The sequence below is a fragment of the Rugosibacter aromaticivorans genome (assembly GCF_000934545.1).
Taxonomy (GTDB): Bacteria; Pseudomonadota; Gammaproteobacteria; order Burkholderiales; family Rhodocyclaceae; genus Rugosibacter; species Rugosibacter aromaticivorans.
Window position 1 is genome coordinate 1,884,472 of the sequence record NZ_CP010554.1, and the last position, 16,430, is coordinate 1,900,901.

Annotated in this window: 11 protein-coding genes; 5 read left to right on the top strand and 6 right to left on the bottom strand. The window is 57.5% G+C overall.

The genetic code is table 11. From position 1 onward, the window contains the following. Positions 1-4: 4 nt before the first annotated feature. The 5 genes from PG1C_RS09460 to PG1C_RS15030 all read left to right on the top strand — a co-directional run bounded on the left by PG1C_RS09460 (position 5) and on the right by PG1C_RS15030 (position 5,948). Positions 5-1,561 (top strand): efflux RND transporter periplasmic adaptor subunit, encoded by a 1,557-nt coding sequence (locus tag PG1C_RS09460; protein WP_202634555.1) that lies wholly within the window; start codon positions 5-7, stop codon positions 1,559-1,561. 13 nt (positions 1,562-1,574) lie between these two features. Then, on the top strand, positions 1,575-1,916 hold the full coding sequence (locus PG1C_RS09465; protein WP_202634556.1) for a P-II family nitrogen regulator: 342 nt from the start codon (positions 1,575-1,577) through the stop codon (positions 1,914-1,916). Between the two features lie 11 nt (positions 1,917-1,927). Further along, positions 1,928-5,104, top strand: coding sequence for an efflux RND transporter permease subunit (locus PG1C_RS09470; protein WP_202634557.1), 3,177 nt, complete (start codon positions 1,928-1,930; stop codon positions 5,102-5,104). 32 nt (positions 5,105-5,136) lie between these two features. After that, positions 5,137-5,592, top strand: a complete 456-nt coding sequence (locus PG1C_RS09475; protein WP_202634558.1) for an MgtC/SapB family protein — start codon at positions 5,137-5,139, stop codon at positions 5,590-5,592. 80 nt (positions 5,593-5,672) lie between these two features. After that, positions 5,673-5,948 carry a zinc ribbon domain-containing protein gene (locus PG1C_RS15030; RefSeq protein WP_414629208.1) on the top strand — a complete coding sequence of 92 codons (276 nt, stop codon included), beginning with the start codon at positions 5,673-5,675 and terminating at the stop codon, positions 5,946-5,948. Between the two features lie 437 nt (positions 5,949-6,385). Here the strand turns inward: PG1C_RS15030 and PG1C_RS09485 are convergent, their stop codons facing one another. The 6 genes from PG1C_RS09485 to PG1C_RS09510 all read right to left on the bottom strand — a co-directional run bounded on the left by PG1C_RS09485 (position 6,386) and on the right by PG1C_RS09510 (position 16,430). After that, on the bottom strand, positions 6,386-8,467 hold the full coding sequence (locus PG1C_RS09485) for a TonB-dependent receptor (protein ID WP_202634560.1): 2,082 nt from the start codon (positions 8,465-8,467) through the stop codon (positions 6,386-6,388). A gap of 274 nt (positions 8,468-8,741) precedes the next feature. Continuing rightward, positions 8,742-9,656, bottom strand: coding sequence for a cation diffusion facilitator family transporter (locus tag PG1C_RS09490; RefSeq protein ID WP_202634561.1), 915 nt, complete (start codon positions 9,654-9,656; stop codon positions 8,742-8,744). Positions 9,657-9,810: 154 nt separating this feature from the next. After that, a complete protein-coding gene (locus PG1C_RS09495) occupies positions 9,811-12,402 on the bottom strand; it encodes a heavy metal translocating P-type ATPase (protein WP_202634562.1) in 2,592 nt (863 codons plus the stop codon). Positions 12,403-12,562: 160 nt separating this feature from the next. Then, entirely contained in the window at positions 12,563-12,802 is a 240-nt protein-coding gene (locus PG1C_RS09500) for a hypothetical protein (RefSeq protein WP_202634563.1), read from the bottom strand. Between the two features lie 158 nt (positions 12,803-12,960). Continuing rightward, on the bottom strand, positions 12,961-13,299 hold the full coding sequence (locus PG1C_RS09505; protein ID WP_202634564.1) for a P-II family nitrogen regulator: 339 nt from the start codon (positions 13,297-13,299) through the stop codon (positions 12,961-12,963). After that, positions 13,296-16,430 (bottom strand): efflux RND transporter permease subunit, encoded by a 3,135-nt coding sequence (locus PG1C_RS09510; RefSeq protein ID WP_202634565.1) that lies wholly within the window; start codon positions 16,428-16,430, stop codon positions 13,296-13,298. The genes PG1C_RS09505 and PG1C_RS09510 overlap by 4 nt, the downstream gene beginning before the upstream one ends.

A 16,430-nucleotide genomic window follows, 5' to 3' on the forward strand; every position in this document is an offset into this window, starting at 1 on the left:
GAAAATGACATCAACGACATCAAGCAACAAACAAAAGCGCATCCTCATCGCCGTCATCGTGATCGGTATTCTTCTCGGTGGTGCAATTCTACTGACCGGAAAAAGTCAGCCCGCAGGAGATGAGCATGGTCATGGCGGCCATGAAGAATCCGGCCATGCCGAAAAAGGTGGCGATCACGAAGAAGGCGAGAGCGAAGAAGGTGAAGAGCACGAAATCGCCAAAGGTCCGCATGGTGGCAAGCTCTTCACCGATGGCGACTATGCGCTCGAAGTCACCATTTTTGAGCAGGGAGTCGAACCGCAGTTTCGTCTCTACACCTATCTCAAGGACAAGCCGCTTGATCCGGCGCAAAGCAAGGTCGAGCTGACGCTGGAGCGTCTTGGTCGCGCGCCGCAGGTGTTCAAGTTTGCCAAGGAAGGCGACTACCTCAAGGGTGATGCCATCGTGATCGAGCCACATTCGTTCAAAGTCACGGCCACGGCGACGCATGCGGGCAAGCAACACAAGTTTGCTTACGAGCAAGTCGAAGCGCGCGTCACCATGAACGATGCGCAAGTTCAGCAGGCTGGTGTCGAGATTGCCACTGCCGGCCCGGCGAAAATAGCGACAAAACTGCAATTGCTCGGCGAAGTTCGCTACAACGGCGACCGCACGGTGCACGTCGTGCCACGCACTGCTGGTCGGGTCGAATCCGTCGCGGTGAGCGCTGGCGAAGCGGTTAAAAAGGGCCAGGTACTGGCCGTGCTGTCGAGCCAGATGCTGGCGGATCAACGCAGCGAACAGTTAGCGGCGCAGAAACGGCTCACTCTCGCGCGTACGAGCTATGCACGCGAGAAAAAATTGTGGGAAGAAAAAATCTCTGCCGAGCAGGACTATTTGCAAGCGCAGGCTACCTTGCAAGAAGCGGAAATTGCCGAGCAAAGTTCACGGCAAAAGCTTGTCGCCTTGGGTGGAACAGCAGCAGGGAGTGGCAGCGACCTGACGCGCTTCGAAATTCGTTCGCCGATTGACGGCATCGTCACCGAGAAAAACCTGTCGGTTGGCGAAGCGTTGAAAGAAGACAGCGCAGTGTTCTCCGTCTCTGATCTTTCCACGGTGTGGGTGGAAGCGCCGGTCGCTGTACAAAACCTCGCTGCCATCAGCGGTGGACAAAAAGCCACGGTGCGTGCCAATGCCTTCACGGCGGAAGCGGAAGGGAAAATTGCCTACGTTAGCGCGCTGGTTGGCGAACAGACGCGATCAGCAATGGCGCGCATCGTACTGGCCAATCCAAAGGGACTCTGGCGTCCGGGCCTGCCGGTAACGGTGGACGTCGTGTCGAACGAAGCGCAGGTCTCCGTTGCCGTGGAGGCTGAAGCGATCCAGAGCGTGCGCGAAAGGCAGGTAGTGTTTGGCCGCTACGGCGATGCTTTCGAAGCGCGGCCACTTACCTTGGGCCGCAGCGACGGGCGTTTTTTCGAGGTGCTGGAAGGGTTGGATGCCGGCGAGAAATACGCGACCAAGAACAGTTTTCTGATCAAGGCAGACATCGGCAAGTCCGGCGCCAGCCACGATCATTGAAAGGGGAATACTCATGAAACAGATCACCGCCATCATCCGCCCGCACCGTCTGGGTGCAGTAGAGCAAGCGTTGCATGCCCTACCCCATCTACCCGGGTTCACCCTCTTTCCCGCCCATGGCCATGCTCGCGGGCATGGACAGGATCATTGTTTCATCGCCGACGAATGGAATCCGGATGCCCATGATCGCCTGGTACTGCTGATTTTTTGCAGTGACGACGCAGCGGACGGCATTGTGAATGCCATCCATCGGGTCGCCCGCACCGGTACGCCGGGCGACGGCATCGTCGGTGTGGCTGAATTGGCTGACGTACTACGCATCCGCAGCGGCGAGCGCGGCAACGCCGCGCTATAAAAGGAGCCATCATGTTTGAACGCATCATTCGCTTCGCCATCGAGCAACGCTGGCTCGTGCTACTCGCCGTATTCGGCATGGCCGGATTGGGCATTTTCAGCTATCAGCAGTTACCCATCGACGCCGTGCCCGATATCACCAATGTGCAGGTGCAGATCAATACGGAGGCCTCAGGTTATTCGCCGCTGGAATCAGAACAGCGCGTCACCTATCCCATCGAAACTGTCATGGCCGGCCTGCCTCGTCTGCAGGAGACGCGCTCAATCTCGCGCTATGGTCTGTCGCAGGTCACGGTGATTTTCAAGGACGGCACCGACATCTACTTCGCCCGTCAGCTGGTCAGCGAGCGTATTCAGGAAGCGCGCAGCAAGTTACCCGATGGCCTGGTGCCCAGTCTCGGCCCCATCTCCACTGGTCTCGGCGAAATCTACACGTGGACGGTCGAGTCCGAAGAGAACGCGCGCAAACCTGATGGCACGCTCTATACACCGATGGATTTGCGCGAGATACAGGACTGGATCGTCAAGCCGCAATTGCGCAATGTGCCGGGCGTGACCGAGATCAACAGCATTGGCGGCTATGCCAAGGAGTTTCAGGTCGCGCCGCAACCTGATCGACTGGTGGCTTATGGCCTCTCGCTGCAAGACGTGGTACAGGCGCTGGAGCGCAACAATGCCAATGTTGGTGCCGGCTATATCGAACGCAGTGGCGAGCAATACCTGATTCGCGCACCCGGCCAGGTGGGCGGCATCGAAGATATTGCAAATGTCGTTATCGGTACCGTCAAAGGCGTGCCGATCCGCATTCGCGACGTGGCCCAAGTCGGCCTCGGCAAGGAACTACGGACTGGAGCGGCAACCAAAAATGGGCGTGAAGTTGTGCTTGGCACCGTATTCATGCTGATCGGCGAGAACAGCCGCAATGTCTCGCGCGCGGTAGACAAGAAACTGGCGGAAATCAATCGCAACTTGCCCGAAGGCGTAATGGCGAAGACGGTGTACGACCGCACCATCCTCGTCGATAAAGCCATCGCCACGGTGAAGAAAAACTTGCTTGAAGGCGCGTTGCTGGTGATTGCCATCCTGTTCCTGTTTCTCGGCAATATCCGCGCCGCGCTGATTACTGCGATGGTGATTCCGCTGGCGATGTTGTTCACCTTCACCGGCATGGTGACCAACAAGGTGAGCGCCAACTTGATGAGTCTCGGCGCGCTCGACTTCGGCATCATCATCGACGGTGCGGTGGTGATCGTCGAAAACTGTGTGCGGCGTCTGGCGCACGCGCAGGGTAAGGTGGGACGCGTACTGACACGCACCGAACGCTTCCACGAAGTGTTCTCTGCGGCGAAAGAGTCGCGTCGTCCACTGCTCTACGGCCAGCTCATCATCATGGTGGTGTATCTGCCGATCTTCGCCCTCAGCGGCGTCGAAGGAAAAATGTTTCACCCCATGGCGTTTACAGTGGTTGCTGCATTATTGGGTGCGATGATTTTGTCGCTGACTTTCATCCCCGCGGCTGTCGCGCTGTTCCTCAATGGCAAGGTGGCCGAAAAGGAAAGTCGTGTCATGTCATGGGCCAAGCGCAACTACGCACCCATGTTTGACTGGGCCATGGTCAGCAAGCCGCTGGTACTGACGATTGCGATCGTCTCGATCCTATTGTCCGGGCTATTGGCATCACGCATGGGCAGCGAGTTCGTCCCCAATCTCAATGAAGGCGATATTGCCCTGCATGCGCTGCGTATTCCCGGCACCAGCCTGACCCAGGCCATCGACATGCAGTTGCAACTGGAGCAGACAATCAAGCAATTCCCCGAAGTCGAGACGACATTTGCCAAGCTCGGTACCGCCGAAATTGCGACCGACCCGATGCCGCCGAATGTCGCCGACAATTTCGTCATGTTGAAGCCGCGCGCCGAGTGGCCTGACCCGAGCCGACCCAAGGAAGATCTGGTCACTGCGTTACAGGTCGCGGTAAGCAAGGTTCCGGGCAACAACTACGAGTTCACCCAGCCGATCCAGATGCGCTTCAACGAACTGCTCTCCGGCGTGCGCAGCGATGTGGCGGTCAAGGTGTTCGGTGATGACATGGAGACGATGAACGAGACGGCCGAGAAAATCTCGCAAGTGCTGGAAAGCATCCCCGGCGCGGCCGATGTCAAGGTGGAACAGACCACCGGCCTGCCGATGCAGACGGTGCGAATCGATCGCGAGAAAATCGCACGCTATGGTCTCAGCGTGGCGGACGTGCAGGATGTTTTGGCGACTGCGATTGGCGGACTGGAGGCGGGGGCGGTATTTGAAGGCGATCGGCGTTTCGATATTGTGGTGCGCCTGCCCGAGCAGTTGCGCGGCAATCTGGATACCATGCTGCAATTACCCATTCGTCTCAGTGAGAGCGGCGACAGTGGCGTGGCGAACTTCATCCGTCTCGGCGATGTGGCAAGCATCGACTCGACACCGGGGCCGAACCAGATCAGCCGAGAAAACGGCAAACGCCGCGTCGTCGTCACCTCCAACGTGCGTGGACGCGATATCGGTTCTTTCGTCGCCGAAGCCGAAGAGAAAATCTCGGCCGCAGTCAAGGTTCCAGCCGGTTACTGGACTACCTGGGGCGGTACTTTTGAGCAGCTTCAGTCGGCGGCCAAGCGCCTGCAGATCGTGGTGCCGGTCGCGCTGTTGATGGTGTTCGTATTGCTGTTCGCCATGTTCGGCAACGTGAAGGATGGTCTGCTGGTATTCACCGGCGTGCCCTTCGCGCTGACCGGCGGCATCCTCGCGCTATGGTTGCGCGGAATTCCATTGTCGATCTCGGCCGGCGTCGGGTTCATCGCGCTGTCGGGCGTCGCCGTGCTGAACGGTCTGGTGATGATCTCGTATATCCGCAGCCTGCGTGAAGAAGGCATGCCGCTCGACGCCGCGATCCGTGAAGGCGCGCTAACGCGGCTTCGGCCGGTGTTGATGACAGCGCTGGTCGCTTCGCTCGGTTTCGTGCCGATGGCGATTGCTTTGGGCACCGGTGCGGAAGTGCAGCGTCCTCTGGCGACGGTGGTGATCGGCGGCATCATCTCCTCGACGTTATTGACGTTATTGGTGCTACCGATCCTGTATCGACTGGCACATCGCAAGGAAACAGACGATGAAACACTTGCGATCAGCAACAGTACGTCACACGAGCATCCAACCTGAACAAAATACCGCTGAATTAATCGATAAAGATAATGGATATCGACACTGAGCTTCTTTACGCTGCCCGCATGGTGATCGCTGCGCTACTCGGTGGTTTGATTGGCTGGGAAAGAGAGCGCCATGCGAGTGATGCGGGCATTCGAACTTATATGGCAATCGCGCTAGGTGCTTGCGCATTCAGCCTGATATCTCTTCATCTGACAAATGATCCGGCACGTATCGCGGCGCAAGTGGTCAGCGGCATAGGCTTTATCGGCGCGGGCGTCATTTTCCAGAACAAGGGAAGTGTTGCAGGGCTTACGACTGCTGCCACGCTGTGGGCGACGGCGGCAGTCGGTATGGCCAGCGCCTTCGGCATGTATGTGTTGGCGATCATCACGGGAGTGCTTGTTTTTTTAACCCTCGCGCTGCACCACCTGCCCGGTTGGGACCGGCTCAGCGGAAAACACGGCAAGCAAGACCATGGCGAGCAGGAAACCGTCGATTAGCGCAAGCAACTTTTATCAGCCTTAAATCACTTACAGAGGAGTAAATCATGGGATTGCTTGAACGGATGGTAGGTAATTTGATGCGCGGTAACTTTGGCGGACATCACGGAGGCTATCAAGCTGGTCATCACAGTGGCGGATCAAAACATGGCTACGGCAATTATCCGGGCTCTCCGCAAGGCTCTGGCTCTGGCGGCGGCAATCCATGCGCCAAATGCGGCACCGTCAATGCTGCGGCAGCACGCTTCTGTCAGCAATGCGGCTCACCGCTGTCGCCTAAAATATGTTCTGGTTGTGGTACAGAACTGCCATCAGGTACGAAATTTTGCAGCCAATGCGGCAAACCTCAGCAGTAATGCACAGCTGTTGGAGCATTCGATTTTTGATGGGCCGCATCCTGATTGGTTGACACTCTGCAAGATGCTGACCAACAATATTCAAGGTTACACGTGGCTAAGGCATCAAGACGTTGCTGTTACGAAAGTGACGAAGACTCGCGCAGTCTGATGCCGGGCTCAAGATGGGCAAGTTTTTAGCGGGAACAAAAAAATCTGTTCATCTCGTAGTTAACATCTTGCCGCACACATGAAGGCTCGCGTAAAAGAATTAGTCGCATCGACTGAGCGGCGTAGCACGCCGCATTTCTTGCCTGGGTATGCGCCGGACATATTTCCGATCAGCAGCGCGCAGTCATGTCAAGCATACCAGCGCGGCACAATGCTCATTGCGTGCCGGATGTCTCTGAAACAGGTTGCCGCTCCCAACACAGAGCGACGCTTTGCATCAAACGAAATCAGAACCTCAGCTTCAGTCCTACATCGATAGAACGACCCTGCCCGAGCAACGAACCAATTTGCCCACCCGCCGAAGCAGCGGCGATATTGACGCCGCCCAGCGGCAAGGCGTAGTTGCGGTCGAACAGATTACGGACGCCAACCAAGACACTGACGCCATTTGACAGTTGGTAGCGGGTACCGATATTGACCAGCGCATAGCCCGAGGTCTGGTCTTCAAGTCGTCGCACATCCACATCGGACTTGGCTGCCACCAGCAGCAGTTCCACCGAATTTGTCCAGGCCTTCAGTTGCTGCTCCAAGCCGAGCGTCAGGTTGGGCGGCATGATGTGGTACAGGTCACCGCCATCATTGCGTCGGCCGCGCGTCCAGTCGAACTTGCCCTTGAAATCGCCGCTGCCATAGCTTGGGGTCTCCCATACCGGTGTATGCCAGACAAGGTTTACACCATACAGGTGGGCATCATGGTTGGCGAATTTCAGTAGTGCCTTGGTGTAGCCGGCCATGCTCATGTAAGTGCCGAGCGGATCGACGTCGATGTAATCCTTGACATAGGTATAAAACGGCGTGAGCTTGACGTCCCACGCACTCGTGCCCGCATCATGCCAATCAGCCGTAGCACTAATCGTGTGCGCCACTTCGGGCTTGAGGTCGATGTCGCCCGTATAGCCGTTGGCATCTCCGAACCAGCCGATCATGGTCTGCGCCATGGTGCCGGCACCCCACGAGTAGCGCTCGTACAGATTCGGCGAGCGGGTCTTACGGGCATAACCGAATTCATAGCTGGCCGTCCGGACGGGTTCGTATCGGAACAGCGCAGTCAAATCGATGTTGTTGTCGCGCTTGTCGTGGCTGCGCGCATTAAACGCATTCGCCGCCGCCGTATCCATCGCGCACATCATGCCGCAGCCGTAATCCTGCACATTGCCGGTATCGGTCTTGACCGATTCATGACGAACGCCCAGCAGCGATGACCATTGCTGGTTGAGCTTGCTCTCCCATTCGGCAAACAGGGCAAAGCGGTCGCGCGCGCCGTCGTTGATGTTCACATAGGTCTTCGGCCCCATCATCATGGAGCCTGCCAGCGGCGGCCACCAGTCGTTCAGTGTGAAGCGATGGTATTCATTGCCCAGACGCAGCGTATCGCCATCCTTCAGCGGCAACTCGGCCTTGAACGTATAGCCGATATCGCGGCCATGCGTGTCCATTGGCATATTGCCGGGCTTCTCCTGCGTGAAGAACCCCATCTTGTGCCGAGTGTCCTGCCAATAGACCTTGGCCTCCAGCTTGCCCCAGGCGAATTCGCCGTTATAACCAAGATTGGCGAACACGCCGTGGTTGCCGGTCATGTCCATGTACTGGTTGGGAAAGCCCTGATAGGGAATGGTTTGTTCGCCCACCTTCAATATCCACAGATTGCCGTCGCCCTGCGCACCCAGCGTTACGGACTGGTTGCTGCTCTTGTACAGGGTGTCGAGCACCTTGTGGCCGTTGCCATCCTTGTAGCTGTCGCCCTGTGCCTGGGCGCCGCTGTAATTCAGGCTGAGGCGATCACTGGCAACCGTACCGCTCACGTTGGTGGTCAGGCTGTTGTCCACGCTGCGGCTGAGGATCGAAGCGTCGCCCATGGTCAGAATACCGGCGCCCGTCTTGGCAAACACTGGCTGCGTGGACGAGATATTGATGGTGCCGGCGATGCTGTCGCCGCCCATGCTCACCGGCGTGATACCCGCCATGACATTCGCAACCCTTACCTGCGTGGGGTCGATGTAGGAAAGCGGCGCGTTCATGTGGTTGCCGCAGGCAGAGGTAATCTCGGCACCATCGATGCGAATCTTGATGCGATCATCGGCAAGGCCGCGCAAGACCGGAAGACCGGAAACGCCACCCGCCGAATAAACGCTGAAGCCGGAATGGCCTGAAAGCAACGCAGCGGTATCACTGGTCGCAAGGCTGCCGGAAAACGAATCATCCTTGATTGCCGTATCCCGGACGATGACTTCTTTCAGTGTGGTTTCGTCAGCGGCGAATGCCGCACAAGGGAGAATCACGACCACCAAGGCCAGAAAACCTCTACGCATAGCTGCCTCAAAAAAAGAACCGATTCTATGGGGCTAGAGCATCGGCCTTCTGCGACAAATTGTCGCGGTCGGATGGATAATTGCGGCAGATGGGTTTGATTCCACGCAACAATCAGTCGCAATGGGTGAAGATAGCGCGTTGGTCTCGATTTGAAAATCGGTACGTGATGAATTCGTGATCGCAGGGGGGCCCGAGGAGTGAATGCCCTTGTTTTGTCGGATTCATCCACATAAGGTTCTTTAACCCACCTGAATCGACGAGACCCGTTGAAGGCTATAGTTTCGATTCGCCTTCAGCCGAGCGAAAGTTTTGATCCTCAATTTGAATCGTGGAGTGCGCAAGACCAAAGCCAGTCTTCATCGCCGCGGTGGCACCGACGAGAATTGCTCGTGACAGGCCCATATCCGAGACGATCAAATGGCAACTCACGGCATCGAAGCCAGAAGTTATCGTCCAAACGTGAAGATCGCGAACCGCTGTTACTCCGTCTATCGTCAGTAGCTTCTGTTCAAGCAGTGAAATGTCTATTTCTGGCGGAGTGCCTTCCATCAGGATATCGATTGCGCTCTTCAACAAAATCCAGGTTCTCGGAATAATGAAGAGTCCGATCCCCGCGCCAATGATCGGATCGGCTAGCGTCCAGCCAGTGAGCATAACGATGGCTGCAGCGACAATAACGCCGATGGAACCCAACATATCGGCCAGCACCTCAAAGTACGCTCCCTTCACATTGAGGCTTTCCGAAGATCCGGCAGAAAGAAGCCTCATGCTGAGGAGATTCACGGCAAAGCCGATCACGGCTACAACCAGCATGGGAGCGCCCAGGATCTCTGGCGGCTGCAGAAACCGCTGATAGGCTTCGTAGAATATATAGACCGTCAGCAGCAGGAGTACGAGCGCGTTTGTCAGTGCCGACAATACCTCCATGCGAACATATCCATATGTTTTCTGCGGTGTGGCTGGACGTTCCGCGAAACGAATGGCAATCAGCGCTAATGCAAGGCCACCTGCATCCGTCAACATGTGCGCAGCATCCGCTAACAGCGCCAAGCTCCCGGTTACCAACCCGCCAATCACTTCAACCGCCATGAACGTGATCGTCAGGGCCAGCGCCCACGTGAGTTTGCTCTTGTGACGCCCCGCTGTCGTTCCCTGAGCCGGTGCCACGTACGAATGATTTCTTGCCATCTCTACCTTCTCAAGTAACAGCTTTGCTGCATTGACCGCACAGTCTTAAAGCTAGTCTGTGATGATTATGCATATTCAGGAACCGTTGCCTGAAGCCTTGGTACATAACCACATCGCCGACTGTCTAGACCGTGGCGCTGTGCACCTAGCAATGTCATGCTGCCTGCGCCACCGGCTGCGATGGAATGTCAATCTTCAAACCGCTTTCGTACGCGAGAAGCCGCAGTGCATTGATGACCACTAAAAGTGTTGAGCCTTCGTGGAAGAGCACCGCCGTGCCGATGTTCAGACCGAAGATCGTGGCAGGAATCAGCAAGGCCACGACGCCAAGACTCACCCACAGATTCTGCTTGATGATGCGGCTAGTCTGACGCGATAACCCGACCGCGAACGGCAATTGCGCCAAGTCGTCGGCCATCAACGCCACGTCGGCGGTTTCCAACGCGACGTCCGACCCAGCCGCTCCCATCGCGATCCCCACAGTGGAATTGGCCATGGCCGGTGCATCGTTGACGCCGTCGCCCACCATTGCCACTTTGCCGTGCACCTTGCGCAAATCCTTGATCGCCTCAACCTTCTGCTCGGGCATCAGATCGCCTCTTGCCTCCGTCAGCCCCACACTCTTTGCAACCGCCTCGGCAACTTGCTGGTTATCGCCCGAAATCATGATCAGGCGCTCGATGCCAAGCTTGCGCAGCTCGGCCATGACCTGTCCCGCGACTGGACGCGGCGTGTCCATGACACCGAGAACACCAAAGAAGCGCTGACCTTTGCGGACGACCATGGTTGTGCGTCCAGCGGCAACCAGCTTCTTGTTAGCATCATCCACCGCAGGCGGCAGAGTCGCGTCTGGCAGTTCCGAGAACAGAATCGGTTTGCCGATGTGCACCGTCTCTCCCTCTATCTGTGCCCGGACTCCGCGCCCGGTAATGCTTTGGACTTCCGAAGCAGTCACGGGACAGCCTCGCCCTGCCAGTCGTTCGCGCGCCCCCGTGACAATCGCCGAGGCCAGCGGATGGTCACTGTGCTCTTCGACCGCCAACGCCACCTGCAGCAATTCGTCTTCGGTCACCCCTTCGGCAGGCACGGCATCAGTCAGTTTCGGTTTGCCTTCCGTCAGCGTCCCGGTTTTGTCGAAAGCAATCGACGTAAGGGTGCCGAGATTTTCCAGCGGGCCTCCACCCTTGACCAGAACCCCTCCTCGGGCCGCACGCGCGACGCCGCTGAGAACTGCACTTGGCACCGAGATCGCGAGCGCGCAGGGGCTCGCGGCCACCAGCACAGCCATGGCGCGATAGAAACTCGTCGCAAAGGATTCGTCGATCACCACGCCTGCAAACATCAGGAGGCCAACCAGGGCAAGCACTGACGGAACGAAGATGCGTTCAAAGCGCTCGGTGAATTGCTGTGTCGGCGAACGCTGGGCCTCGGCCTCGGTCACCATCTTGACGACCCGTGCCATCGTCGATTGATCCGCTTTGCGCGCGACCATGATGTCGAGCGCACCCGAACCATTGATGGTGCCGGCGAATACGCGGTAATCCGGCCCCACGCGCTCAAGATTGGCGATGGCGGCCTTGGCATCTTCGACCGGACGCTTATCCACCGGTGAGCTTTCGCCGGTCACAGGTGCCTGGTTAATGCTCGATGTGCCGACCACGACCACGCCATCGGCAGGCAGCCGTTCGTTCGGTTTGACCACCACCACATCGCCAACCTGGAGGGCGTCGAGTCCCACCACTTCCGTGCCACCATTGCGACGTACCGTTGCCGTATCCGGCGCCAGCTTCGCCAAGGCTTCGATGGCCCGGCGAGCGCGACCCATCGCATAATGTTCGAGTGAATGGCCGAGGCTAAACAGGAACAACAGCAATGCACCTTCGCCCCATTGGCCGAGGGCCGCAGCTCCCGCCGCCGCTATCAGCATCAAGGTGTCGATCTCGAAGCGGCGCGCACGCAAATTCTCGATTGCCTCCTTGACGGTAAAGAACCCGCCAAAAAAATATCCCGCGATGTAGCAAACCGTCGATACCCAGCCCGGCGCAAAACTGCTGCGGCCAATCAGCCAGCCAATCGCTACCAGAACGCCCGCCACAAGCGCGAAGACAAGTTCCGATTTTTCGCCAAAAGGTCCGCCATGATCATGGCTTGCATGCTCATCCTCGCCCTTCTCATGCGTGTGGCCCGCATGATCCGCCTCGGCCTCAACCTGGCTTTCGCGCGGCGCGTTATCGTGCGTATCCGCATCCGATGGGCTTTTCGTCTGTGATGCAGGCGCCAATGGTGGCGGTGGCGCGGATTGTGTTGCGCGAACACCAACTACGCTGACCTTATCTAGCAACGCCTGCTCGGAGACCAGTGACCTGTCGAATTCGATTCGCACCGCGCCGGAAGCGGCAACATCGGCTTCAAGAACCCCCGCTATGCGACGGAGACTGACTGCCACGCGACGAGCCTCCCGCGCGTGCATTGCCTGTGACCTGATCAGTAGATGCGAAAACCGCGACGTGAGTTGCGCACCGACCGATTGCACCAGTTCGCGCAGGCGCCCAAAAGAAATGACGTCAGGGTCATAGTGGACACAGAGCTGAGGCGATCCCGTGTCGACTCCGACAACATGGGCTTCGGCGATACCGGAGCGGCCTGTCAGTGAATCGATCAAGCGCGCTACGCAGCGATCTTCCACATCACCCACATCGGGAAGTACCAGCGGCAAGTCCAGGCGAAGTTTTTCAGGTGTAGTCATGACGACGCATCACTTTCATTTTGATATCGTAGATGAAATGCAACAAGCCTTGATCGGCGGCCGGTACCTGCCCAAACGAAACATCGCAAACGGCGGCAAACGAAGCGGATTTGCGGCAATGGCGCCATGCAGCCCACCGTGCCGAGCTCGTCACGGAAAGTCATGAGGACTTGCGCCTAGCATCGCTATGCTCCCCAGGGAGTGTTTCAGCGGGCTGACGCTTCTTTTGCATCCGCTGCCGAAGTCGATCTGCATACTTTGCAGGTGCCTTTTCCTTTTTCTTTGTCTTGTTCCGCCGAGCACGCCACAGCCAGTAGATTCCCACACCGGCTGCCACGAAGCCGAGCCACATCCAAAACAACGTCACTGCGACCGGCCCGTGCATGGCGGGTGTGAACATGTGAGCCTCCTTTCAAGACGGCGAATAGGTTATTGGCATGCCTTCACTCGTGTTGTTATGTTCCGTACCATTCGACTCGAATGATTTGTGCGATCTCGATCCGGAAAATGTCCGCTAGCAGCGACGGGATATGCAAACGTTCGACATGCGCTGTGCGGTCATGAGATCGGTGCCGCTTGAACGATGTCGACCACGTAAATCCAACCCGCCTCGGCCTGACCGGTGCGGGCATTCTTCTTAATGATGCCCATTAGTTCACTTACCTGATCGTCCTCGCAAAGAAGTTCCAATTTATATTCATTGATGACCTCCTCGCCAAGCTCGACCGAGTAATGACGTTCCTGACCGTCGATCGCGACCAACGATCCTTTGACTGTATAGACCGTCAGGTTGTGTCGGCTGGCATTGATTCCGTTATTCCATGCAGCCGACTCCTTTAGCGCGGCAATGACCGCAGCAATACGATTGCTGTGCACGTAGGCTTTGATCTCTTTCATGTCGATCCTCCTTTAGTGGAAACATTTGTAATTATGGAGCGTTGCCCACGCCGTTCTGCGCGCAGTTCCGCCCACTCGTAAATGAGTGGCAGCAGCAATAGCGTCAGGGCTGTCGAAGTGAAGAGTCCTCCAACAACCACCGTCGCTAACGGTCTTTGCGTTTCGGCACCCACACCGGTAGACAGCAACATCGGCACCAAGCCGAGAATCGCCACGGATGCTGTCATCAGCACCGGCCGCAATCGCATCGCGGCGCCTTGCCGCACCGAATCCCGAACCGACAGTCCCTGTCGGCGCAAGTCGTTGAGGAAGGACACCATCACGATGCCGTTCAACATGGCAACGCCGAACACGGCGATAAAGCCAATAGCCGAAGGCACAGACAGGTATTGCCGACTGATGAACAAACCGACGATGCCGCCGATCATCGCAAAGGGGACGTTGGCGATGATCAGCGATGCGTGGCGCACTGAATTGAATGCGGTGTACAGCAACATGAAGATCAGCCCGATGGTCAGCGGTACGATCACGGCCAGTCGCCCCATCGCACGCTGCTGATTCTCGAACGCACCGCCCCATTCAATCCAGTAACCGGCTGGCAGCTTCACCTGCTGCTTGATTTTCGCATCGGCTTCCTTGACGAAACCATCCACATCGCGGCCTTTCACGTCTAGTTGCAATACCGAATAGCGCTGCAGTTGTTCGCGGCGCACGAACGAATATCCTTCGTCGAGTGAGATGGAGGCAACCTGCGACAGCGGCACAAAAGCGCCTTCGCCGGTACGAATGGGAATAGTCCCGATAGTCGCCGGATCGACCCGGTAGGCATCGGACAAGCGCACGGCGATATCGAAACGCTTTGTCTCATCGATCAAGGTGGAGACTGCTTCACCCCCGATGCCGGCCTTCACCACTTCAAGAATATCGTCGGCATTGATGCCAAAGCGCGAGGCTGCCGCGCGATCCACCTTGATGACCAGTTGCGGCTTGCCCTTGTTGGCTTCCGCCGACAGGTCGGCGACGCCCGGCACCGTTTCCAGCACGCCCTTGAGTTGTGCCGTCAGGCGATCCAGCGTGGCGAGATCCTCGCCGTAGAGCTTCAGCGCCAAGGTGGCGCGTACCCCGGAAATAAGCTCTTCGACACGCGACTGGATCGGTTGGGTAGCGCCGAACACAGCGGTTGGCACCGCCTTCTCCAGCACCTCCTGCATCTCCGCCGCCAGTTCGGCGTAAGAGATTTTCTCTGGCCATTCGGATTGCGGTTTGGTGCCGAGGTTAACCTCCATGTAATTTACATCAGAGGTTTCGCCACTCTCAGCTCGGCCTATTGTTGCCAGTACCGAGCGCACCTGCGGAAACTTCTTGTGCAGTTCGGCGCTTATCACTTTGGAAACGCGGATCGATTCATCGAGCGATGTCGAAGGAATGCCGGTGACGCGAAACTGGATTGTCCCTTCTTGCAGTTGCGGCATGAACTCCTTGCCAAGAAAAGGAAACAACGCCAGCGAGGCTACGAGCAGGACCACGGCCGAGCTGATTACGAGCTTCTTGCGTTCCAGCGCCCAATCCAGCAAGGGCAGATAGAACTGCTTAGCCTTGCGCACGAGGAAAGTATCGCGTTCCTCTTTCGGCTTGAGAATGAGTGCCGCCAGCACGGGTACCAAGGTCATCGACAGCAGCAGAGAACCGATCATCGCAAACGTGATGGTGTAGGCCATCGGCTTGAACAGCTTGCCCTCCAGGCCGGTCAGCGAGAACAAAGGCAGGAAGACGACGATGATGATCAGGATCGCAAACGCCACCGGGTTAACCACTTCGCGTGCGGCTTCCAGGATCAGATGAGTCTTCTGTATCGGCTTGCCTGATTCCCTGGCGTGGGCGAGCAGCCGGAAGGCATTCTCGACCATGACGACGGCACCATCGACCATCATGCCGGTGCCTATCGCCAGGCCCGCCAATGACATCAGGTTGGCGGAGACGCCGAACTGCTGCATCAGGATGAAGGCAATCAGCATCGCCATCGGCAAGGTCACGATGACGACGATGGCCGAGCGCAACTCTCCCAGAAACAAAAACAGGATGATGGCGACCAGCACTGCCCCTTCGACCAAGGAGCTCTCAGCAGTTTTAAGCGCCTTCTCGACCAGTTCGGTACGGTCGTAGATCGGCTCCAGCGTCACGCCCTTGGGCAATGCCGCTTGCGCGATGGCGATCTTGGCCTTGACGGCATCGACGACATTCTTTGCATTCTCGTTCACCCGTGACAGTGCGATGCCGAGTACCGCCTCTTTGCCGTCACGCGTCACCGCACCGAAGCGTGGCGCAGCAGCTTCCTTGACATCGGCTACGTCGCGCACGTAGATCGGCGCACCGTTGCGCTCGGCCACGACGATGCCGGCAATGTCAGTGGTGTTGGTCACCAGCCCCAGTCCGCGCACGAGATATTGCTCGGCGCCGATATTGATCGACTGACCGCCGACCTGCTTGTTGTTCGCGGTCAGCGCTTCCATCACCTGCTTGAACGACAAGCCGTAGGAGATCAGTTTTCCCGGATTGATCTGCACCTGGTACTGCTTCTGATCGCCACCCCAGGACACCACGTCGTCCACACCGGGCGCGGTGCGCAGAATCAGCCGTACCGTCCAGTCATGCAGCGTTCGCAAATCCATCGCCGACAATTTCTTGTCCGCCGACTCGACCGTGTACCAGAACACCTGCCCCAGACCCGAGCTGTTGGGGCCGAGCACCGGATCACCATAACCCTGGGGCAAGCGGCCTTTGGCCTCCTGCAACTTCTCGCCGACCAAGCGTCGCGCGAAGTAAATATCGACGTTGTCCTTGAAGTAGACGCCGACATACGACAGGCCAAACAACGAAACCGAGCGCACCGCTTCAACACTGGGCAAACCAGCCATGGCGCCTTCGATGGGCGCAGTCAGCAATTTCTCCACGTCCTCCGCAGCCAGACCCGGCGACTCTGTGTAAATGTTGACTTGAATCGGCGTCACGTCCGGAAACGCATCTACCGGAACATCACGAAACGCCTGGATGCCAAGACCAGCAACGATCAGGAAAGCGACCAACACCAGTACCTTGTAGCGTAGCGAGGCATCAACGATTGCATTTAGCAT

Excerpts from the sequence above, each read along its gene's own strand:
- PG1C_RS09460 (WP_202634555.1), top strand. The coding sequence starts at position 5 with ATGACATCAACGACATCAAGCAACAAACAAAAGCGCATCCTCATCGCC.
- PG1C_RS09465 (WP_202634556.1), top strand. The coding sequence starts at position 1,575 with ATGAAACAGATCACCGCCATCATCCGCCCGCACCGTCTGGGTGCAGTA.
- PG1C_RS09470 (WP_202634557.1), top strand. The coding sequence starts at position 1,928 with ATGTTTGAACGCATCATTCGCTTCGCCATCGAGCAACGCTGGCTCGTG.
- PG1C_RS09475 (WP_202634558.1), top strand. The coding sequence starts at position 5,137 with ATGGATATCGACACTGAGCTTCTTTACGCTGCCCGCATGGTGATCGCT.
- PG1C_RS15030 (WP_414629208.1), top strand. The coding sequence starts at position 5,673 with ATGCGCGGTAACTTTGGCGGACATCACGGAGGCTATCAAGCTGGTCAT.
- PG1C_RS09485 (WP_202634560.1), bottom strand. The coding sequence starts at position 8,467 with ATGCGTAGAGGTTTTCTGGCCTTGGTGGTCGTGATTCTCCCTTGTGCG.
- PG1C_RS09490 (WP_202634561.1), bottom strand. The coding sequence starts at position 9,656 with ATGGCAAGAAATCATTCGTACGTGGCACCGGCTCAGGGAACGACAGCG.
- PG1C_RS09495 (WP_202634562.1), bottom strand. The coding sequence starts at position 12,402 with ATGACTACACCTGAAAAACTTCGCCTGGACTTGCCGCTGGTACTTCCC.
- PG1C_RS09500 (WP_202634563.1), bottom strand. The coding sequence starts at position 12,802 with ATGTTCACACCCGCCATGCACGGGCCGGTCGCAGTGACGTTGTTTTGG.
- PG1C_RS09505 (WP_202634564.1), bottom strand. The coding sequence starts at position 13,299 with ATGAAAGAGATCAAAGCCTACGTGCACAGCAATCGTATTGCTGCGGTC.
- PG1C_RS09510 (WP_202634565.1), bottom strand. The coding sequence starts at position 16,430 with ATGCTAAATGCAATCGTTGATGCCTCGCTACGCTACAAGGTACTGGTG.